Here is a 19,397-nt window from a genome sequence, read left to right on the forward strand (position 1 = left end):
CTTATGATCAAAAGTAAGAATTTAGCGGTATCTCTTATCTTATTTTATATAATAAAGAAATTCTATATCTCTTTTATAGTTTTAAACTAAAGAAACTTCTATCAAAGATCTTGAATTATTAAAAACAGAAATGAAGCAATATCAATGATAATTATGTATCTAAGTAGACTTTATATAGTTTTGAAAGGCTACTTTATAGGATTGTCCGATTGATAATTTAGTACTATTAATTGTTACCGAATTAGAATCAAAAGCCGAAATATGGCTTACCTTAATAATAGTTGATTTATGAATCTGTATAAACCCTTTTCCTAGTTCTTCCAGAGCATTTTTAATCGATTGCCTGGCCAGAATATTTTTATCTTTAGTAATGTAACTTATATAATTACCATCTTTTTGAAGATATAAAATATCATCGATATTGGTTTTAAATTGTTGTTGACCACTTTTTATATAAATGATACCATTAGCTATTTTTTGTGGTTCTGGTTCTTCAATAGTGTCCTTAATCTTAAGTACAGCTTTTAGAAAACGTTCAAACGAAATGGGTTTTAATAAATAATCAGCAACCTGATATTCATAACTCTCTACTGCATATTCAGAATATGCTGTTGTTAATATAATTTTAGGAGGGTTTTCTAATGTTTTTATAAAAGATATGCCAGATAATTGAGGCATATTGATATCTAGAAATATTAAATCTACATCACATTCTTTTAAAAACACCAATGCTTCGATAGGATTTCTAAAACTACGAATGCATTCTACAAAAGATAACTTTTTGATATAACCTTGTAATAACTCTATAGCATTAGGTTCATCATCTATAATTACAGCGGTAATCATATACTAAGATTAATTTTTAATAGTACATAAAAGATATGCTCATCTTCTTTGATATCCAAATTATATTGATTTGGATAGATTAGATTCAAGCGTTTTTTTACATTTTCTAAACCGATACCAGAGTATTTTTTTTCGAATTCAGTTTTTTTAAGGTGATGTTTTGAGTTTTTAACTTCAAAATGTAGTAGGTTATCTTTAAACTCGAGTTTGATATGAATAAAAGATTTGGTCTGGATATCAAGACCATGTTTAAACGCATTCTCGACAAATGGAATTAATAGTGTAGGTGCGATTTTTGGATCTTCATCATTTGTTTCTGTAATCAATGAAATTTCAAAAGGATCTTCTGTACTATATTTTAATTTTTGAAGAGCAATGTAGTTTTCTATAAATTCAATTTCTTTGGAAAGTAATACTTGTTCCGCTTGAGTATCATAAATCATAAATCGCAACAGATCCGACAGTTTTGTTATCCCCGAAGAAGTCTCTGTATTTTCTGACCGTTCTGATATCGCTAATAAATTGTTTAATGCATTAAACATAAAGTGTGGATTGATCTGTGATTGCATCAATTGCAATTCGGCACTTATCTTTTCTTTTTCTAAAGCTTGTTGATGCGTTTCCATTTTTAATTGATGTCTTATCATTCCATAGACCACTGCAGCAATAATAAAAAAGAGGTTATAAAATATAAAAAATCGTATCATGATAGGATGAAACGTCGTATTCTGAAGATATACAACTCCCAACTCAATTAACAGAAGATCGGCTAAACCTAAAAGGAGTAAGCCAGAAAAAATCAAATACTTTTTAGAGGAATAGTATCTTGGAGTTAAGTAAAAAGTAACGATATAAAAGAAAGGAATAATACTCATCATTCCTATAAAATTTGGAAGAATAAAAATCCCCATTTCTATGGTTTCCTGTATAACGACTCCATCTACATCTTCTACAGTGTTTTCAACTATTCCTACCTCGGTTGTCAATAGTAAAATAGCAATAGAGGCAATCCAAAATAGAATATTCAGGAAGACCTCGATCCATCGTTGTAAAGTTATTTGTCGTATGCTCACAATTCAAAAGTATAGATAATTGTTGAACCAATTCTGTAAAAGTGATGTACTCTTAATTTATGGTACAAAACAAAAAAATAAGGTAGGAATACGTTTGATAACCTGAGTTTTGATATATATAACTTAGTTTTTACCTAGGTAACATTTTGTTGTAAACTGCTGATAACCCTTTTAATATTGTCATTCAAAATCATAAAAAAAGGAACAGATGAAACATGTATTTAAGATGATAGTACTGATAAGTTTTCTACTATCTTGTAAACAAGAACCAACAGTAGCACAGGAAGTAGTTAGTAGTGCTACTGTAACCAATAAAGATAAATTATCAGACTATCTCAATGAATTAGAAAAATCAGGATTTTCTGGAAGTGTTTTGGTTGCTCAGAAAAGAAAAGTACTGCTGGAACAAGGATATGGGTATTCTAATCGAGAACGCAAAACCAATAGTACCTCTGAAACAGTTTTCGATATTGGTTCGATCACTAAGCAATTTACGGGAGCTGCTATTTTAAAATTAGAAATGCAGGGTAAACTTTCTGTAGAAGATAACCTTTCTAAATATATAGCTAACGTACCCGATGATAAAAAAGATATCACTTTACATCATCTACTTACGCATTCTTCTGGATTTCAATCAGCAATAGGAGATGATTATGAAGATATTTCTACTCAAGAGTTTATCGAAGAAGCTTTTAAAAGAAAATTAGTATTCAGACCAGGGACAAAGTATACATATTCTAATGTGGGATACAGTTTCTTAGGTATTATTATAGAAAAAGTTTCAGGAATGTCTTATGAAGAGTATTTGATGAAACATCTGTGGAAACCCTCTGGGATGCATCAAACCGGGTATAAAAAACCTTTGTTTAAAGATATAGCAGTTGGATATCGCAAGAATAAACATTGGGGAAAGCCTACAGATAAAAAATGGGGTGTAGATGGGCCATACTGGCACTTAAAAGCAAATGGAGGAGTACTATCTACTACACAAGATATGTATAAATGGCACCAGGCATTGCTAGGAGATAAAATTCTGGATGCTACAGCAAAAACCAAGTACTATGGTAAACATATTGAAGAAGGAGAGGGGGCAGGGTCATATTACGGATATGGATGGGCTATTTTCCCTACACCTCGTAATACCGAATTGATTGCTCATAATGGAGGTAATGGAATTTTCTTTGCCGATATGTGGCGTTATCTTGATGAAGAGATTACTATTATTATAATGACCAATGCGGTAGACCGAAAATTCGAAAATATTACTTCTCAGATTGCTGGAATACTTTTAAAACCTGATTTCAAGCCTACTGTTAATAAACAATCAAAGGGAACAATAATCGGAGAAACGGCAGATCAATTAGTAGATGAATTTATGAAGACAATACATCAAAATGACCAGGATATCTGGAAATCTTTTATAGAAAACAGAATGACTCAAATGTTTAAAAATTCTTTTTCTATGCAAAGACATTTAGCGATGTTTAAACAATTACATGAGGATCTTAAAGGAGGAAAGATCGTGCAAATTATGGTAAAAGAAAATGAAGTAGCTCTTGGTGTTGAAACCAAAACCGGGGTAGAACAGATTCTATTTGATGTTACTCCCAATACTAAAGGAGAATTAAGGATAGAGGGTATCCGATAAGGGTGTAAATAATATATTTCTTATCATAACTAAGCCTGTCGAAGTACTCCTATTGTATTTTTAAATGTCTTCGATAGGTTTTAGGTATTGCCACTGGGAATATGCTCTAATGTATTTAAATATTCAATGTTAATTATGCGATTAAATCTTTTTTGGTACTGTTTTTTGGGAAGAAATCTCAATAGTAAAAGGAGTAGCTTTTTTTGAAAATTATTATTTGTCATTGACATGCTACCAATTTTCCAGGATTGTTTCACAATATATTTAACTTTTTTAGATCTTATATTTTGATATTCAGAAAAAGCATTATCGGTATTGTTTTTTAAACAAAGCCCCAACGTGTATGCATCTTCGATAGCTTGACAGGCTCCCTGTGCAAGATTTGGTGTAGTAGCATGAATAGAATCACCAATAAAAACAGTATTGTTTTTAAACCAATCTTTATAACTAGGATTTATATCTGCCAGTTCATTTTGAAGGATATCACTTTCGGTTGTTTTGTTTAACATATCCAACACTATGGGAGCAAAATTTTGATACGTATCTAATAGGTATGATTTTAAAGATGTCGACACATCTTTATTGAAATTCTTTTTTTCCTGTACAGCTAACCAGAATATTTTGGTATCGTTTAACGGTAAGAATAAGAACCGTAATGTCCCTTCAAAAAGCTCATAATACGTATGTTTTAGATCAGAATTAATATTAAAATCAGTAATTCCTCTCCAAATTATTTGATGAGTATGTCTTATTCTAATTTCGGGGAAAATAGACTTTCTAACGGTAGAGTTAATTCCATCAGAAGCAATTAAAGTATCAAATTCTATAGCGGTATGATCCTTAAATGTAATCTTTACGCTTTCTTTATTTTCAATACTTTTAACTTCTTTACCTAGCTCATACGAGTTTTTATCTAATTTGCTAGAAATAACATCTATGATTGAAGCTCTGTGAATACAATAAACCTCTTCTGGGAAAGGAACCGTTTTTAGAATTTTTAATTTTTCGGTAGCAAGTATTGTTCTTTTTAGTAGGTGCCCTTTTGTTCTTAATTCTTCACCTATATGAAGTTTATCAAATATTTTTAAGGCATTAGAAGCAAGTCCGATACCTGCTCCGACTTCTTTAAATTCATTAGATTTTTCAAAGAGCTTAAAATCCTGGTTATTCTTTTTTAGAGTTAGAGCCATTGTTAAGCCTCCGATTCCTCCTCCGACAATTGCAATCTTATCTGTTGTTTTTTTCATTTTATTGCTACTATGATCACATTATGATGTTGCGTGGATTAGCATTTAATTTTACAAGTATACACCAAACCGAAAATCCTTGGGGATTTTTCAGAAGTAGGTGAAAGCAAGCTATTATTTATTTGTGGGCATTGCTACAAATATTAGGTTAAGATTATCTATAGTTATTTGTTTATAAAATAATCCCAGGTTACTTTCGAAATATCGGATATCATTTTCTCATTAGTTTCAAAACTTTCTGCCGATTCTGTGATAAAAACACTTATGGTAAAGTATTTTCCATTAGGTAAAAAAACTATTCCGATGTTGTTTACTGCGGCAGTTATCCCTGTTTTTTTATGTGCTCCCGACCAGCCTGTTTTATGCGCTACTATTGTTTCTTTAGGCAATTGCCCTCTTAACCTGTTTTTACCTGTTTTGGTTCCTTTCATTACACTCCACACAAATTCGTGGCTTTCTTTAGAAAGTAGACCGTTACTGTTCGTATAAAATGTTTCTAGGATCTTGTTCGCTTCTTTTGGTGTTGTCCAATTTAAAAACTGCAGATCCCAATTATTTTGCATCGTTTCTTCATTTATTTTAACAGAAAAATCTTTAAAACCGAGGTTAGAAAAATAATTTTCAACAACTTGAGGTTTGCCAAGAAGTTTTAGTAATACATCACAACCTACATTATCACTTAAAGCAACTGTATATTTTATAATTTCTGCTACAGTAAGTGTACCTCCTTCTGGATATTTTTTTCGTATAGGACTCCATAACCCAGGCAATAACTCACTTTTCTTGATATCAATTTTTTGCTCAAGAGAAAGGTTGTCTTTATCTATTTCAGATAAAATAGTTAATGCAATCGGAAACTTGAATACACTTTGCATAGGAAAGTGTTTTTGTCCATTGATGCTCAACGTGTCTTTAGTTTCCATTCCATTGATTGCAACTCCAACAACTGCGTTTTTGGAATTTATAATATCCTCAATTTTCTGCCTTAATGTTTCAATCTTTTGCGAATATCCTTGTGTGAAAATTATTAAAAAGATTAAGAATGTTATAGGTCTTTTTTTTACCATAATTTTTCTTTTGCTTGTTGCTAATGGTCTTGTGTATGAAACATAGCGTATAAAAAGACGCTAACTTTTTGGATTAATACAGTACCAAATTTTTATATTTTGTTTTTAATTTTTAAAAGCCAAACCAACTATTTGACGGACTTGCTATGAAAACCAAATTTTCAATTTAGTAATGAACGCCTTATTGGGCATAACTATTGTTATGTGCTGGCTGTTCTACACTCAACCTATCAAAATATTCATTCATCTTATCCCAAATTGCATAGTATTCTAGTTCTTTAGAGCGTTCATCATTTCCCATATCTGTATTAATCACAATATACCTTCCTGTTTTTTTCTCTTTATCAAAATACATCCACGTTCCAACCCCCGCATCACCTCCTGAGTGTCCTACGTACCCCAACGCACTATGCCCAATAAAAATTGCAGGACTGTAATCTCCATCGTACGGGTGATCAGCATTTCTTGATTCAAAGTTTTTCTCTTCTAATTGTTCTGTAAAGAGTTCTTTATAACTATTTTTTGAGAGTAATGTACCTTCACCACAATATCCTTTAATCAGTTCTGCTAAATATTTTGCCATATCGCTACTTGATGAAATAAGCATTCCATCGGGATAAGTTATTGCAGTATAAAATGGTAAAAGTGTATTGTCATTTCTATACAACCTAGAATGCTTTTTTATATTAACATCTTTTAAGGACCAACCTGTCGAATTCATACCTAATGGTTTAAGTATATGTTCTTTTGTAAATGAATCGAATGTTTTACCTGTTGCTTTTTCAATTACTAAAGCACACAAAGTAGCGCCTATATTTGAATAGTTATAACGTTCCCCTGGTTTGAAGTTTAGATAATTATCACCTTGATAAAATGTACCATTGATTTCTAAATATCCTTTCAAGTATTCTTCCATAGGGATATTGAATTCAGATGAATTTAATCGCTGTGCAGGGTAATCTGTACTCACATCTGTTAAGTCTTGATTTTTTGTGAGAACCCAAGCTTTTTGCATATACTGCTCGGTATCATTGATACCCGATGTATGTGTGGCTAATTGTCTTATTGTTATTCTTTCATTTGGGTAATTAGGATTAATTACTTCGAATGGCAAATAATTGTGAATTGGGTCGTCAAGTTTTAATTTTCCAATTTCTTGTGCCTTCATTAATGAAATCCCTATTAAAGTTTTAGATACAGAAGCAATATGTTGAATTGTGTTTTCAGTATATTCTTCTTTTGTTTCTCGATTAGAATATCCAAACCCTTTTTCGTATAACACTCCGTTTTGGTTTACCATAGCAACAGCAAACCCGTTTATTAGTCCACTTTTCTGAATAGAATCTAATTCTGCTGTCAAGGAATCCCTTACAGTTTGGCTTTCACTTTTAGGATTATCGTTGTTTTTTTTACTTTGATTACAGGACGAAAATGCAATTCCTATGATTACTATTAAAGCTATTTTTCTCATTTGTTCTTTTGGTTTCCTTAAAAGATTAAAAAAATTGATTCTTGTTACAGTTTCGTTTTTTAGTTTGCCAATAATAACGTTATATATATTAGTACATATATACCCGATGGCGAATTTGCAATTTGTGTTTTTACAACTTCAAAATAAATTTAAAACAACAATTTCTAATTCATGATCTAAATCTGCATAATTTCTAGCAGAACTAAAAATATAACCCTCTGAATTTAAAACAATCTTATCTATAACCAAGTTATTGTGAATGTATTTTAACAAAAAAACAATCACATATAAGTGACTGTTTTGATATGTTTTATGGATTGCAAATCTTTGCCATCGGGGTTTTTACATTGACCTTTGCTTTAAGTTTATACTTTTTATCACTTAAACTGCGATTGCTTATACAGATTGTTGTGTAGGGTTATTTATTTTTCTTTTTTAACCACCAATCAAGTCTCGTTTCTTGTTTATAATTTGTTAGTCTTGGTTTTGTTTCGGCTCTTTCAATTTTTAACTCGTTCAAATTTGCAACAACTGACCAAATAGTTCCAAATTTCTCCTTTTTTAAATTCAAACAGACACATTCACTAGATAAGATTTCTTTAGCTTTATTTAAATCTAAACTTCCTACAGACGAGAGGTTTTCTTTTATTCTGTTATAGCGTTCCGAACTTTTACTCCACTCTACATCACCTTTATCGTAAGGTTTCATTTCTTTTGATATGAACTGATTGGTTATGGATATGAAATTTTCGTTTTTTTTTGGTCTTCGGATGAAACTCTTTTGTGGAGCGGATTCAACTACTGCTATATCAAAATTTTTATCAGCAATTAGGAAATTGTTTGCGGAGGCAACGGTTGTTTGTTGAATTAGATTTATGGCTTGTTCGGTAGTACTACAATTTTCAAGTACTTTCCTAATTATAAAATGAAATCCAATTCCAGGTTGAACCTTTGTTCCATTTACAAACGACATTGCTATTGATAGCCCTTTTTCATTAATTCCATCTGAACGTCCAATAAAAACATCAGATTGACTTATATATGAAAACTTATCTTTTGGTGCTATCAAACTACTTTCGGTAAATTTTTTAAACTCAAAAAGCATATCATAGTTTCTACCAACAATTACAGAGTCATTATTTTTAAAAGCGAATACACTACATTGTCCGCTTGTTTCGAAAATACCAAGACTTAACAGGAAAGCTCCAAGGTTTTTAGGTTTGTCATTAATTCCTTTTGCAAAACCTTTTATTTCATCTATGACTTCAGGATAAAAATTTTGTAATTCTTTATATGAATCAAGTCCAAATTCTTTCTTTTTAGAACTTATTTCGGGAAGTACAAAATTTGCCTTTTCTTTAAGTAGTGCTCCATACTTAAGTCCCATTTCGTAAAATTCTCCATATAGTCTTGGATGATACATTCGTGTTATAAGCTTTTTTTACTTTTCAGATTCTAGCTTTTCAAGTCTTAATTGTAATTCAATAAGCTTTTTATTAATCGAGTTCAACTCTTCGTTTTTTCTTTCAAGATTTTTAATTTTTTTATCTTGCCGAATAGTATAAAGAGTCAATTCCTCAATTTTTTTAAGAAGATTCATATCCATTTCTGCTAGCATCACTCCGTTTTGTTCAAACTCTTTTGCAGATGGTATTTCTGGAAGGTGACTATTCTTTTTAATAAACCTTTCTACTTCTTCTATACTTCTTAAGTTATAATCTTTTTTAAAAACATAATCAGGAGCAGGAACATTCAGATCAATTTTCACTTCTTCTGCATGAATATTTCCTTTTACAGTTAATTTCATATCTGGATTCATCGTGCCTATACCTACATATCCATTCGATTCAATTGTCATTCTTTCGACCAGGCTTGAAGATTGTCCGATACCATTATTTGCTAATGATGTATAAAATTTGATTTCACCATTACCTCCGCTGATTGAAGATGCTTTTACTGATGAATGGGTATTTATAAAACCGTTTCTATCAGCATTTGCTTGCGAAAACCAATTTATAAATCCATATCCTGACTTATTTCCAAAATTAAACCACTCTTGTTTATCTAGAGATAAAGTATTATTATATCCACTCGCAACAGATCCAACTACTTGTAGTTTCATACTAGGGTTTGATGTTCCAATTCCAACATTTCCATTACCTAATATTGTAAACTTTCTGCTCGAAGATCCACCATGAGTTCTAGTATCAATTCCTAAAGCATATTCATAATTACCAGCAATCTGATAGTTAGGGCGGAAACCGTAGATTTTAACCCCAGATGTGTAAGTCCCGGATGAATTATATTTACTCCCAAATGATATTGTTCCTGTGATTCCATTAGAATTATATATTTGATCACTATACAAGCTTAGATTAAAATTTGTACCTGTGAAAAAAGCATTCGTTATACCTGTTGTTGATCCATGATTTCTATTCCCGATTTCAAGTTTAGCATTAGGTGTCGTTGTTCCAATTCCTACGTTACCCGTTGTAGGAAATGTGTTTTGAGCTTTAATTCCAAAGCTTATTCCAATAAGTCCAATCAATAAGATTGTTTTTTTCATAATTATTTTTGTTTCTCAGTTTACTATGTATGTCCTAGTAGTTGTATATGTTACTTAAATATTTTTTAAGATTCTGATTAACGTTAATTTTTTCTGTTTTAAAATTACCACAAAAATTGGCTCGTTAGTTCAAAAAATTAATAGAGTTTCTTTGTGTGAGAGAATTGCTTATAACAATGTTATATGCGAAATAGTATACATATACCCGTTTGTACCTATTTATGAGCGTTTGTAAATATTTGTTTTATCATAATGCTGTACATAAAGATGCTGCCATATATGTATAATAAAAATGTATGCGTCATGATATACCTCTGGTTTGTGATGAATAGTTATAAAAAAGTGATGATTTTAATGGGGTAGAACTCGATGACGCAGATTTGTAATCCTCGCCATCGGAAGTGATGTATTATAAACCGAGAATATCTGATTTATTGTTTTGAGTTGATAAATTTGATAGCCACAATAATATTCTTATCTTTTGTTAAATCTTCAAAATTGTGTTGTTTTATAACCTCTATATCAGGAATAATAGTCTTAGTAAATTTAGCAGATCTATCTGTCCCATAACTTTCAGTAATTGCAGCCTTTGTATCATATGGTAATTCATATAAGTCATTTGCAGTCGTACTCCCATAACTTTCTTCTCCAATCACAATAGTATTTTTACGACCTCTAAAACCCAAAACTACAAATTCTCCTGCGCTGTTTGTCATAATTCCTGATATTAGAGCAACAGGAACCTGTGATATTGGTTTTAAGTTTGGTTTTACAGCTGTATTTATTTTATGATTTTTATATAAAGTACCATTATAAATGCTGGTAAGAATTTTTACATTTTTATCAATATCCAGAGACAAGTGAGTGGTACCATTTCCTAATAAATGATACAATCCAGCAAGCATTACATTAGAATTACCACCAATATTTAAACGAAGATCAATTATCCAGCCTTTAATGTTGTGTGATTGATCTATTTTTGTAATGGCATCATAAATTTCTTGCGCCGCTTTATCCAATTCTTCTCTCGTGGCATCTTTTAACAGCATTCCTGGTATAAATACATAACCATATTCCTTCTCAATAACTTTTGCTTCAAAGGATTTTCCATTTTCATAGGCATCTGCAAGACTTTGATTAAATTGTTCTTGAGATAATTGTTTGCCAAGTGTACTTTTATACCAATCTTTTTCCGAAAAAAGAAGTAAATGATTTCCTTTAATGGTATCAAATAGTTTTACTGTAATTTTTAAAGACTCTTCAAAGGATTTACTTTTTAAAGCCTTCTCTTTTATATAAGGTTTCAGACCTAACCAATCTATATCTTTAGTATGTAAATAGTTCTCTTCTAGTTCTACAAATAGTTTATTATAAAATGTATTAATACTGTCTTTAACTGTTAGATATTCGTTTTGACTATAAGTGTTTAATGAGAAAAGTAAAAGACACATAGTAATACCTGCAAAGATTGATTTCATAATGTTATTTTTTTGTTTTTATGAAAACAAAACTAAAGGCAATCATAATGTTTTTTAAGAAAAATGGCCAAAAGGATGTCCAGAAAAAAGATACTGGACATATTAGTTTTTAAGACTTGCTTTGTATTGGGAAGGAGTTAAGCCAGTAAATTTCTTAAAAACAGCATTAAATGAAGATTTCGAACTAAAACCAGCATTTTCGGCTATGGCTAATAGTGTGTACTTTTTTTGATCTTCGGTTTTTAAAAGCGTCTTAACTTTTTCAATTCTAAACCTATTGATATACTCTGAGAACGACATTTCAAATGATTCGTAAATGAATACCGATAATTCTTTTTCATTTATTTCAATTAGATAGGCTAAGTCTGACAGTTTTAAATTTTTATTTTTAAAAACCTCTTCCACTTTCATATAGTGTTCAAGTTTTTGGGCTAATATACTAGGTGTTTTATCTTCAATCGAATTTTGCTTTTTAAGTGTAAACGTATTGAATAAATAGTTTGATTTTGTAAGCGACTCGAATCCTACCCAATAGATGTATATTGAATTTAAAATTAAAATAATTGAATAGATTATTCCATTATATAGATCGCCTACAATATGCACAATTACTGCTAATACTATGTTTAAAATTATGACAACTATAAATACATAAGAAAATTTTAAGAGCCATTCCCAGTTTTTTTGAGAAACCTTAGTTCCTCTTATTTGGGTTTTGTATCTCGTTAAAAATTTTATTGCCAGGCTTACTAAAAGAAGATTAAAAATTAAATAGACGTATTCGTTATATGTAAAGAATCCCATTTTATATACATTCCAAAAGATATCTTTATCTAAACCTGTATGAAGTTTTATATACCAATAAATTCGTAATATACCATAAAAAAAAGCTGGTAAAAATAGGAGGTATTCATATTTTGAAATGATTTTTTCTTCTTTGGATATTTGACTTCTTATAAAAAAATAAAAGCCAACTGCAATAAGATACTTATATGGAAAAGGGAAAGAAGTTAAAGGAATAAATCCCAGGGTTGAAATCTTCATATACATTAGTGCATATATGAAATTAAAAAAGGATAATGAGAATAAAAAAAGAATAAAATTATTGAATGCCTTTTTATTATCTTTTTTTTTGAAATATAAATACATACAAAGTAAAAAACCTTGTATGGCTCCAAAAAGAACAATTATAGCAATTATATTTAGCATTCAGCAGTGTTTTAAGATTATTAACCCTGTAACGCAGATTTGCAATCCGTGCTATTAAAACTTCAAAATAAATTTAAAACAACAATTTCTAATTCATGATCTAAATCTGCATAATTTCTAGTAGAACTAAAAAAATATTCCTTCTGGATTTAAAACAATCGTACCTATAATTGGATTATTATAAATGTATTTTAACAAAAAAACAATCACATAATAAGTGACTGTTTTGATATTTTGATATGTTTCACGGATTATGAATCCGCATTATAGGACTACTCGGTATCATTAAGTAATTCATTGAGCTTTTTCTGAGAAAAATCCTGATCAGGGTTCATTTTCAGTGCTTTTTTGTACCATTGAATGGCCAGGTCAATACTGTCCATTTCTCTGTATGCATCTGCAACACTGTCGAACCAACCAGAATCTTCTGGCTCGAGTTCGACATTAAATTTAAATAGGTCTAATGCTTTTTCGGGATAATTTCGATCTATTAACCAATAGCCTAATTCGTCTATATAGCCACCTCCGAATACATAGTTTTGATTAGGCTTTTGCTGCTCCCTAAGATAAACCGCTTTGGTTTTGGCAATCCCATCTTTAAGAATATGATCTTTGAGTTTTAAGTGGATGGGTGCTTTTGGTATTATGGAATCGTTAAAAATTAAGTTTTTTAGTATAGTTCCTGAAGCATAATTTGACCAGAAATAATCGGCGTTGACCATCATAACAATAGCAGATTTTTTAGCTGGAATAAATGCAAAAAAGGTACTGTATCCCGTATCTCCTCCCTGATGAAATACTATTTTATAATCGTTTATATTATTTAAAAACCAACTTAAGCCTACACTTTTAGTTTTATTAACTTTAGTTTGGGAGGTTGTGAGCAACTCATAGGAACTTTCTTTATAAATTCTTTTTTTATTGATGATTCCTTTATTCATATTGACTTCTGCCCATAACAACATATCTTCGATATTAGAATGTAGTGTAGAACTTCCGGCATGTTTCCTGTTATAAGGGTAGATCTTACTTACGACTATGTTTAGGCTGTCACCAATAACGTGGGGTTTTGTAGCCAAATTTTTTGGTACATCAGGTTTAAAAAAAGTACTGTTTTCCATTCCCACAGGCTCAAAAATATTTGCTTTCATATAATTTTCGAAGGTCATTCCGGAGACTTTTGAAATGACATCGCATAAAATATCAAAAGCAGCATTGCTGTAACTGTATTGATCGCCAGGAGCAAAGTCGAGTTTGATGGATTGCTGACTTCTGGAATACCGTTCGGCAGCTCTGTCATCATACTGCGGATTGTCCCATTCATAATCATCAACATTAGGTATTCCAGAGGTATGATTAAGCATGTGCTTAATAGTAATGTCTTTGTAGCGTTCATCAGCCATGACAAAATATGGCAGGTAATGTATTAGTTTTTCTTCTAAATCAATTTTTCCTTTCTCCATGAGCTGAATAATAGCAGTTGCCACAAAAGGTTTTGATACAGAAGCCATGTGAAATAAAGATTTGGTGGTCAAGGAATCTCCTGTGTCTAATCCCTTAACTCCATGTGCATTGGCATAAACAATGTTACCATTTTTAATTATTCCCACGGCGATACCGGGGACATCGAATACTTTTTTTTGTTTAAGAACCGTGTTTTCAATTTTTAAAGCTTCTGGTGATAAAGTCTTTTGAGGTTTATCCTTACAACCAAACATCGAAGTAAAACAAATACCAATGAGTACTATCTTTCTCATAACAATTATGTTAGCAGTTAATGTATAGATAAAAGATTTAGATCTTTGTTACACCAATAGTGTCATTTTTTATAAAACTGTAATGTTGTCTACATTCTATAGAAACGAATTGGGCTTGATTATATAAGAAGTAGTTCATAATGTACTTTAACAAAAAAGCAGTCACAATAAGTGACTGCTTTTATATTTTGGTATGCTTGACGGGTTGTAAATCCGTGCTATTAAATTTTTTTCATTTGTTTGTATTCTTCTTTAAGCTCTTTTTTTGTTTTCATATTACATAAATCCTAATTGTTTCATAACAGTTATTCTGTCAAAAACCTGAGTGTGTCCATTAATCAAATTGTTCTTAAAATGATAAATTGTTATGCCTTTTGTATTTATCGTTTTTTTGGTCGGTGGAAATTCTCCTATCATTCCTAGGTTTGTTCCAGTTAATATCCAAGTTATAACAACGTGATTTTCTTCTGAAATTGCAGAAGTTATTTCAAAATTCATATCAGGAAATGAGTTGAATGAAAAATTCAATCGCTCTTTGAATTCAGAATGAGACAATGTTTTTCCCTCCCAGGGGTCAGCTGTGTCAAGATGAATTGTATATTCTGGATGAACATATTGCTCAACTTTGTCAAATTTTTTTTTATTCCAAATTTCAGTCATAAATTCCCGCAGGAAAGATTCTTTGTTCATCGTCTTTTTTGAGTTAGTGCTAACGGTTTTGGTTATGATTTTGTTACAGAATGGTACGCGAGTATCATTCTACCGCAACCATAAATTTAGCAAAAAGGCTTGAAATTCCTACTCAGAATTTCAGCCGTAATGAACTGTAGTCGTTGTTACCAGTAGTATTTATTCAGTAATTATTATATCGGATTTGATAATCTCAATTGAGTGAGTTTTATTTTTACGTTTGATTAGAAGTATAATTGTTTGATTCTTATTTAAAAGCTCTCTTGTGAAATCGTAAAAGTCGCAATATGATTCTCCGTTTAGTTTTTTTCCATTAATTGAAACAACTATGTCATTTAATTTCAATCCAGCTTTATCAGCAGATAGATTCTTAAAAATTTTACTTACATAAATGTTATTTTTATTCTTGTTTAAATCAAATCCAAATGATTTTTCAGATTTTACTTTTTCTGTTTTTTGAATCGGTTTGAGATAGAGTTCTTTTTGCTTAAAATTTAAAGTAACAATAAAATGCTTTGTGAGCCCTGTGCCAATAAGATTAAAATTGTTAGATTTAGAGTAGTATGCAAGTTGATTTGGGATTTCAAATTGTCCAATTTTTAAGTTTTCTATGTTTTTAATAAACATACTTTCATTCAGAATTCCATTGGCACTTACATTTCCTTCTCCAACTATTTCAATTATTTCTTTAGATTCTAGATGTACTCCTTCTTTTTCTGTTAATGAGATAAACCCTCCATAACCAAAGTCAAGTAAAAATGATTTCATTTCACCATTAACTTTAACTTTTATGAATGGATTGAATAGTTTATCTAATTTTACCTTGACTTTAATTGCACCTTTAAGATTTTTTAGGTTATCAAGATTATCTGTTAATATAATTTTTTTCGTCTGTTCATTTATTTGCCAAATAGCTTCCTTTATTATGCTTTTGCCAATAAGTCCCCCATTGGTATAACAGTTAATTTGTGGAGATTTTTCAAAATCGAAATTAAAAGCTCCAATTTCCTTGAAGTCAATACCTCCAATAGTAACAGAAGGTATTTTTGTTAAAGTAATTTTAGATTTTATTTGATTACTACTTCCAGTTTCAACTTCCATTAAGTTAGGAAGTTTATTTTTGTTCATAATTTTGGAAGTCAATGTATTATAGCCTCCAGTATCAAAGATATATTCGTAAATATCATTCCCAATTATCACTGGAATTATTAAATAGCCAAATTTATCTTGAAAATCAATTTCTTGAAAAAATCCAGTATCCTCAAGTTTTACCGAGTTTACGAGTCTTAATTGTTCTTTAGCTGATTGAGCATAGTTAAAACTTATAGAGAGCAAGAGTACAATTGTTAATATTATTTTTCGCATTGGTCTTGTTGTTTTTCTATATAGACGTAAATAAGGTGCAAATGGTTGTCTTTGTTAAGAATATTGTTCGTTAGCCTAACATTACTGGCAACAGCTAAGTGTATGAAACGTAGCGTGTAAAAAAATACTACATTTTGGTTTTAGCAGAGAGCCGATTTTTTATATTTTGATTTAACTTTTTTTTATTTTAAAATCGGTACTATCAGGTTATCTTTCGTTATTTTTTAAATACGATTGGGAAACCTTTGTTAGAAATCATTTCAAACTTATTCCTTGCTTGTTTTTTAAAAGTTATAGTTTCATTATTTCTCTCAATGAAAAAAGTATTCCCGTTAATTGGCATTAATGGCAATAATCCAAATCTTTTGCTTTCCAAGTATAGTTTACCTTCTTTTTCTACTATAATTTTAACCTCTTTAGAAAGGGATGAGTGGTATGTCCCAGCATATTCTCTTAAGAGTGTTTTGTTTGGATAATCCTTATTAAAATATTCGGAATTGAGTAACATTGACGCGATTCTGATTGGTGCGCTATATGATAGTCCGATATCATATTTACAATACCCACAATTTCTTAAATGCGCAATAAAAAGTTTTGATTTTGGAAAATACAATACTATTGAACCGTAACCCCAACCTAAACCATCGTGTAGTATAAAATTATGTCCATTTATGTTTCCTGTAAATACGCCATATCCATTTCCAGCATAGGTGCCGTCATTGTATTTAACAGGTGTAATAAGTTTTTCTACATTATGTTTACTTATTATCTTGTAATTCATTAGAGTTTCATACCAAATTGATAAATCTTTAACTGTCGACATAAGTCCACCTGCCGAGTAAAAATAAGAATCATCACTGTCTATTTTTCTAATTTGATAATCATTTTCGTTAAACGAATCGTATCCAATTGCTCTATTTTTTATGACTTTGGTAGAGCTTTCTAAAAAGGTATTGTTCATTTTTAGCGGAGTAAAGAAAACCTCTTTTAGATATGTTTCATAGGTTTTATCACTAACTAGTTCAATAATGTATCCCAGCAATTGATAGGCTACATTGTTATAATCAAATTTATTTCCTGGGCCTGCGTCAAACTTTTCTTTTGTGAAATATTCAAGAATAAAATTAGAGTCATTTTCATTTCTATTTTTAATTGCTCTTTTAAAGTCATTACGTTGCTTTTCATCGTTCTTGTATTCCATACCCGAACTATGAGATAACAAATGCCCTATAGTAATATCCTTTCCTTCTTTTGGAAAGTTGGGCACAAATTTCGAGACTTTATCATGTAAAGAAATTTCTCCTTTTTCTATTAATGTAAAGATTGCTACTGCAGTGAATGGTTTAGTAACAGATGCAATGTTCAAGACATTATTTAATTGCATATCTACACCTAATTCAAGGTTGCTCTTTCCTAGTGCCGCCGAAGCGATATGTTTTCCATTTTGTGTTACAAGAAAAGTTCCTCCTGGTTCATCAGCAGGAAAAAATGACAAAATCTCGGCAATTTTTTTACCACTTATTTTAATTTTTGGGTTTTGAGAACTGCAGGGTAGTGAAAAAAGGCATAGCGTGATTAGTATAATTAATTTGTAAGGTTTCATAATTGTAGAAATATTTTTACCCCAAAAAACAACTATAAAACCGAGTTATACGACCGAATAATTTATTCGAACCCTTTTTTTTGAAACTTTTTTCTGTAAACAGTAGGTGTAATTCCTGTTGCTTTTTTAAAAGCGGTATTAAATGAAGATTTAGAGTTATATCCTACTTGGTATAAAATTTCGAGTATTGTAAGTTTTGATTGTGATGTGTCTTCTAATATTTTTTTTGCTTTATTTATTCTATACTTATTTATAAATTCATAGAAGTTCAAATTCAATTGTGTATTTATTAAAATCGAAAGATCTCTTTCTTCCATTTGCATTTGATTGGCTAAACTCTTAATGGTTAAATCTGAATCTAAATAAGGTTCTTTTTCTGACATAAACTCTTTAAGTTTTGTTTTTTGACTATTCCAGAGGTCTATTTCAGGATTAGTTTTTTCTATTTTTAATATAGATGCCAATTGTAAGTTTGAAGAAATTCCTCTAAATAATTTAGGGGCATTTAATGCTTTAAAAATTAACCAACAAGTAAAGCCTAGCATTATTAAAGAAGTAGAGAATCTTAAAGTAGAGATAAAACCAAAATGATTTCCAAAACGATATATGTTTTTTACGAGTGCAAAAATGAATAAAAGCAAACAAATCATATTCATTTGAAACAACCATTTATAATTTGTGTTTATACTTTTAGAATAGTTTTCGAATACTAGTTTTTTGTATCTAGCAAGTAAAATAAAAGTAATTATGATGTAAAATAAATTTTGAAGATGCGCTAAAGTATAGGATAATTTACCTTCTAATGTATGTGTATAATTATGATAGAATAGAAGCTGTTCACTTTCATTTGCCAAATAAAAATTTGGAAGTAATACTACTGTACTAACAATAAATGGAAGTAATAATATAAGATGTTTTGATGAGAGTTTAAAATCGGAATAGATTACTGATAATGTAAATAAGAAAAGTAATGGTGCTTGAAAAAATGCTCCAATATCCATTCTTAAAATATCAATAACTGGTGTTAATTTTAAAAAAACAAAAGTAGATGGAAATATATCAACAGTTCTAACAATTAAAAAAATAGCTAGAAAAATATTGCCTATTTTATTCTTTGATTTTAGATAGAGTAAGAAGAATGTGAAAAATAGTGATGTAAAAATTAGTAGAATATTTGTGTAATGAAGGAGTAAATCAGTATTCATAAATTGGAAAAATGGATTATAAATTCATGCTCTGATAATGGTTTTCATAATTAATGCCAATGCCAAATATATGAATTAGAGCATGGCAAGTATACCTGAACCAATTGATCTATCTGCGTATTTTTATTTCTTATTCAATTTATAAAAATCTAGCACGATTGCAAAAAGGAAA

General features: G+C 30.2%; 15 protein-coding genes. 1 reads left to right on the forward strand and 14 read right to left on the reverse strand.

Translation table 11 applies throughout. The features are described 5' to 3' along the window. Positions 1-159: 159 nt before the first annotated feature. Together Z053_RS0109085 and Z053_RS0109090 are read right to left on the reverse strand one after the other, a co-directional pair. The gene (locus Z053_RS0109085; protein ID WP_025664714.1) at positions 160-846 is read right to left on the reverse strand and encodes a LytR/AlgR family response regulator transcription factor; all 687 of its coding nucleotides are present in this window, start codon (positions 844-846) and stop codon (positions 160-162) included. After that, positions 843-1,919: a sensor histidine kinase gene (locus tag Z053_RS0109090; RefSeq protein WP_035095609.1), complete on the reverse strand. Its 1,077-nt coding sequence runs from the start codon at positions 1,917-1,919 to the stop codon at positions 843-845. Before Z053_RS0109090 ends, Z053_RS0109085 begins: the two co-directional genes overlap by 4 nt. 208 nt (positions 1,920-2,127) lie before the next feature. Here Z053_RS0109090 and Z053_RS28200 point away from each other — a divergent pair, with 208 nt between their 5' ends. After that, positions 2,128-3,567, forward strand: coding sequence for a serine hydrolase domain-containing protein (locus Z053_RS28200; RefSeq protein WP_025664716.1), 1,440 nt, complete (start codon positions 2,128-2,130; stop codon positions 3,565-3,567). 80 nt (positions 3,568-3,647) lie between these two features. Here Z053_RS28200 and Z053_RS0109100 read toward each other — a convergent pair whose 3' ends face one another. The 12 genes from Z053_RS0109100 to Z053_RS0109165 all read right to left on the reverse strand — a co-directional run bounded on the left by Z053_RS0109100 (position 3,648) and on the right by Z053_RS0109165 (position 19,225). Then, on the reverse strand, positions 3,648-4,814 hold the full coding sequence (locus tag Z053_RS0109100; protein WP_025664717.1) for an FAD-dependent monooxygenase: 1,167 nt from the start codon (positions 4,812-4,814) through the stop codon (positions 3,648-3,650). Positions 4,815-4,978: 164 nt separating this feature from the next. Then, a complete protein-coding gene (gene bla / locus Z053_RS0109105) occupies positions 4,979-5,884 on the reverse strand; it encodes a class A beta-lactamase, subclass A2 (protein WP_407637469.1) in 906 nt (301 codons plus the stop codon). Positions 5,885-6,062: 178 nt separating this feature from the next. Continuing rightward, complete coding sequence (locus Z053_RS0109110) at positions 6,063-7,352, reverse strand: serine hydrolase domain-containing protein (protein WP_025664719.1); 1,290 nt, start codon at positions 7,350-7,352, stop codon at positions 6,063-6,065. A 418-nt stretch (positions 7,353-7,770) separates the two neighbouring features. After that, the gene (locus Z053_RS0109120; RefSeq protein ID WP_025664720.1) at positions 7,771-8,775 is read right to left on the reverse strand and encodes a C45 family autoproteolytic acyltransferase/hydolase; all 1,005 of its coding nucleotides are present in this window, start codon (positions 8,773-8,775) and stop codon (positions 7,771-7,773) included. 18 nt (positions 8,776-8,793) lie between these two features. Next, a complete protein-coding gene (locus tag Z053_RS29995) occupies positions 8,794-9,918 on the reverse strand; it encodes an autotransporter outer membrane beta-barrel domain-containing protein (RefSeq protein WP_025664721.1) in 1,125 nt (374 codons plus the stop codon). A gap of 431 nt (positions 9,919-10,349) precedes the next feature. Further along, a complete protein-coding gene (locus Z053_RS0109130; RefSeq protein ID WP_025664722.1) occupies positions 10,350-11,396 on the reverse strand; it encodes a S41 family peptidase in 1,047 nt (348 codons plus the stop codon). A gap of 102 nt (positions 11,397-11,498) precedes the next feature. Further along, positions 11,499-12,605 (reverse strand): helix-turn-helix domain-containing protein, encoded by a 1,107-nt coding sequence (locus Z053_RS0109140; protein WP_025664723.1) that lies wholly within the window; start codon positions 12,603-12,605, stop codon positions 11,499-11,501. A 272-nt stretch (positions 12,606-12,877) separates the two neighbouring features. After that, the gene (locus tag Z053_RS0109145; RefSeq protein ID WP_051476011.1) at positions 12,878-14,362 is read right to left on the reverse strand and encodes a serine hydrolase domain-containing protein; all 1,485 of its coding nucleotides are present in this window, start codon (positions 14,360-14,362) and stop codon (positions 12,878-12,880) included. 276 nt (positions 14,363-14,638) lie between these two features. Continuing rightward, on the reverse strand, positions 14,639-15,052 hold the full coding sequence (locus Z053_RS0109150) for an ester cyclase (protein ID WP_025664725.1): 414 nt from the start codon (positions 15,050-15,052) through the stop codon (positions 14,639-14,641). Positions 15,053-15,211: 159 nt separating this feature from the next. Further along, a complete protein-coding gene (locus Z053_RS0109155) occupies positions 15,212-16,417 on the reverse strand; it encodes a PDZ domain-containing protein (protein WP_025664726.1) in 1,206 nt (401 codons plus the stop codon). A 217-nt stretch (positions 16,418-16,634) separates the two neighbouring features. Then, the gene (locus Z053_RS28210; protein WP_025664727.1) at positions 16,635-18,020 is read right to left on the reverse strand and encodes a serine hydrolase domain-containing protein; all 1,386 of its coding nucleotides are present in this window, start codon (positions 18,018-18,020) and stop codon (positions 16,635-16,637) included. A 62-nt stretch (positions 18,021-18,082) separates the two neighbouring features. Continuing rightward, on the reverse strand, positions 18,083-19,225 hold the full coding sequence (locus Z053_RS0109165) for a helix-turn-helix domain-containing protein (RefSeq protein ID WP_025664728.1): 1,143 nt from the start codon (positions 19,223-19,225) through the stop codon (positions 18,083-18,085). Positions 19,226-19,397 lie beyond the last annotated feature (172 nt).

Source organism: Aquimarina megaterium XH134 (genome assembly GCF_000520975.1).
Lineage (GTDB): Bacteria > Bacteroidota > Bacteroidia > Flavobacteriales > Flavobacteriaceae > Aquimarina > Aquimarina megaterium.

Bases quoted from the DNA above. Each gene is read 5' to 3' on its own strand.
- Z053_RS0109085 (WP_025664714.1), bottom strand. From the start codon at position 846: ATGATTACCGCTGTAATTATAGATGATGAACCTAATGCTATAGAGTTA.
- Z053_RS28200 (WP_025664716.1), top strand. From the start codon at position 2,128: ATGAAACATGTATTTAAGATGATAGTACTGATAAGTTTTCTACTATCT.
- Z053_RS0109100 (WP_025664717.1), bottom strand. From the start codon at position 4,814: ATGAAAAAAACAACAGATAAGATTGCAATTGTCGGAGGAGGAATCGGA.
- Z053_RS0109110 (WP_025664719.1), bottom strand. From the start codon at position 7,352: ATGAGAAAAATAGCTTTAATAGTAATCATAGGAATTGCATTTTCGTCC.
- Z053_RS0109120 (WP_025664720.1), bottom strand. From the start codon at position 8,775: ATGTATCATCCAAGACTATATGGAGAATTTTACGAAATGGGACTTAAG.
- Z053_RS29995 (WP_025664721.1), bottom strand. From the start codon at position 9,918: ATGAAAAAAACAATCTTATTGATTGGACTTATTGGAATAAGCTTTGGA.
- Z053_RS0109130 (WP_025664722.1), bottom strand. From the start codon at position 11,396: ATGAAATCAATCTTTGCAGGTATTACTATGTGTCTTTTACTTTTCTCA.
- Z053_RS0109140 (WP_025664723.1), bottom strand. From the start codon at position 12,605: ATGCTAAATATAATTGCTATAATTGTTCTTTTTGGAGCCATACAAGGT.
- Z053_RS0109145 (WP_051476011.1), bottom strand. From the start codon at position 14,362: ATGAGAAAGATAGTACTCATTGGTATTTGTTTTACTTCGATGTTTGGT.
- Z053_RS0109150 (WP_025664725.1), bottom strand. From the start codon at position 15,052: ATGAACAAAGAATCTTTCCTGCGGGAATTTATGACTGAAATTTGGAAT.
- Z053_RS0109155 (WP_025664726.1), bottom strand. From the start codon at position 16,417: ATGCGAAAAATAATATTAACAATTGTACTCTTGCTCTCTATAAGTTTT.
- Z053_RS28210 (WP_025664727.1), bottom strand. From the start codon at position 18,020: ATGAAACCTTACAAATTAATTATACTAATCACGCTATGCCTTTTTTCA.
- Z053_RS0109165 (WP_025664728.1), bottom strand. From the start codon at position 19,225: ATGAATACTGATTTACTCCTTCATTACACAAATATTCTACTAATTTTT.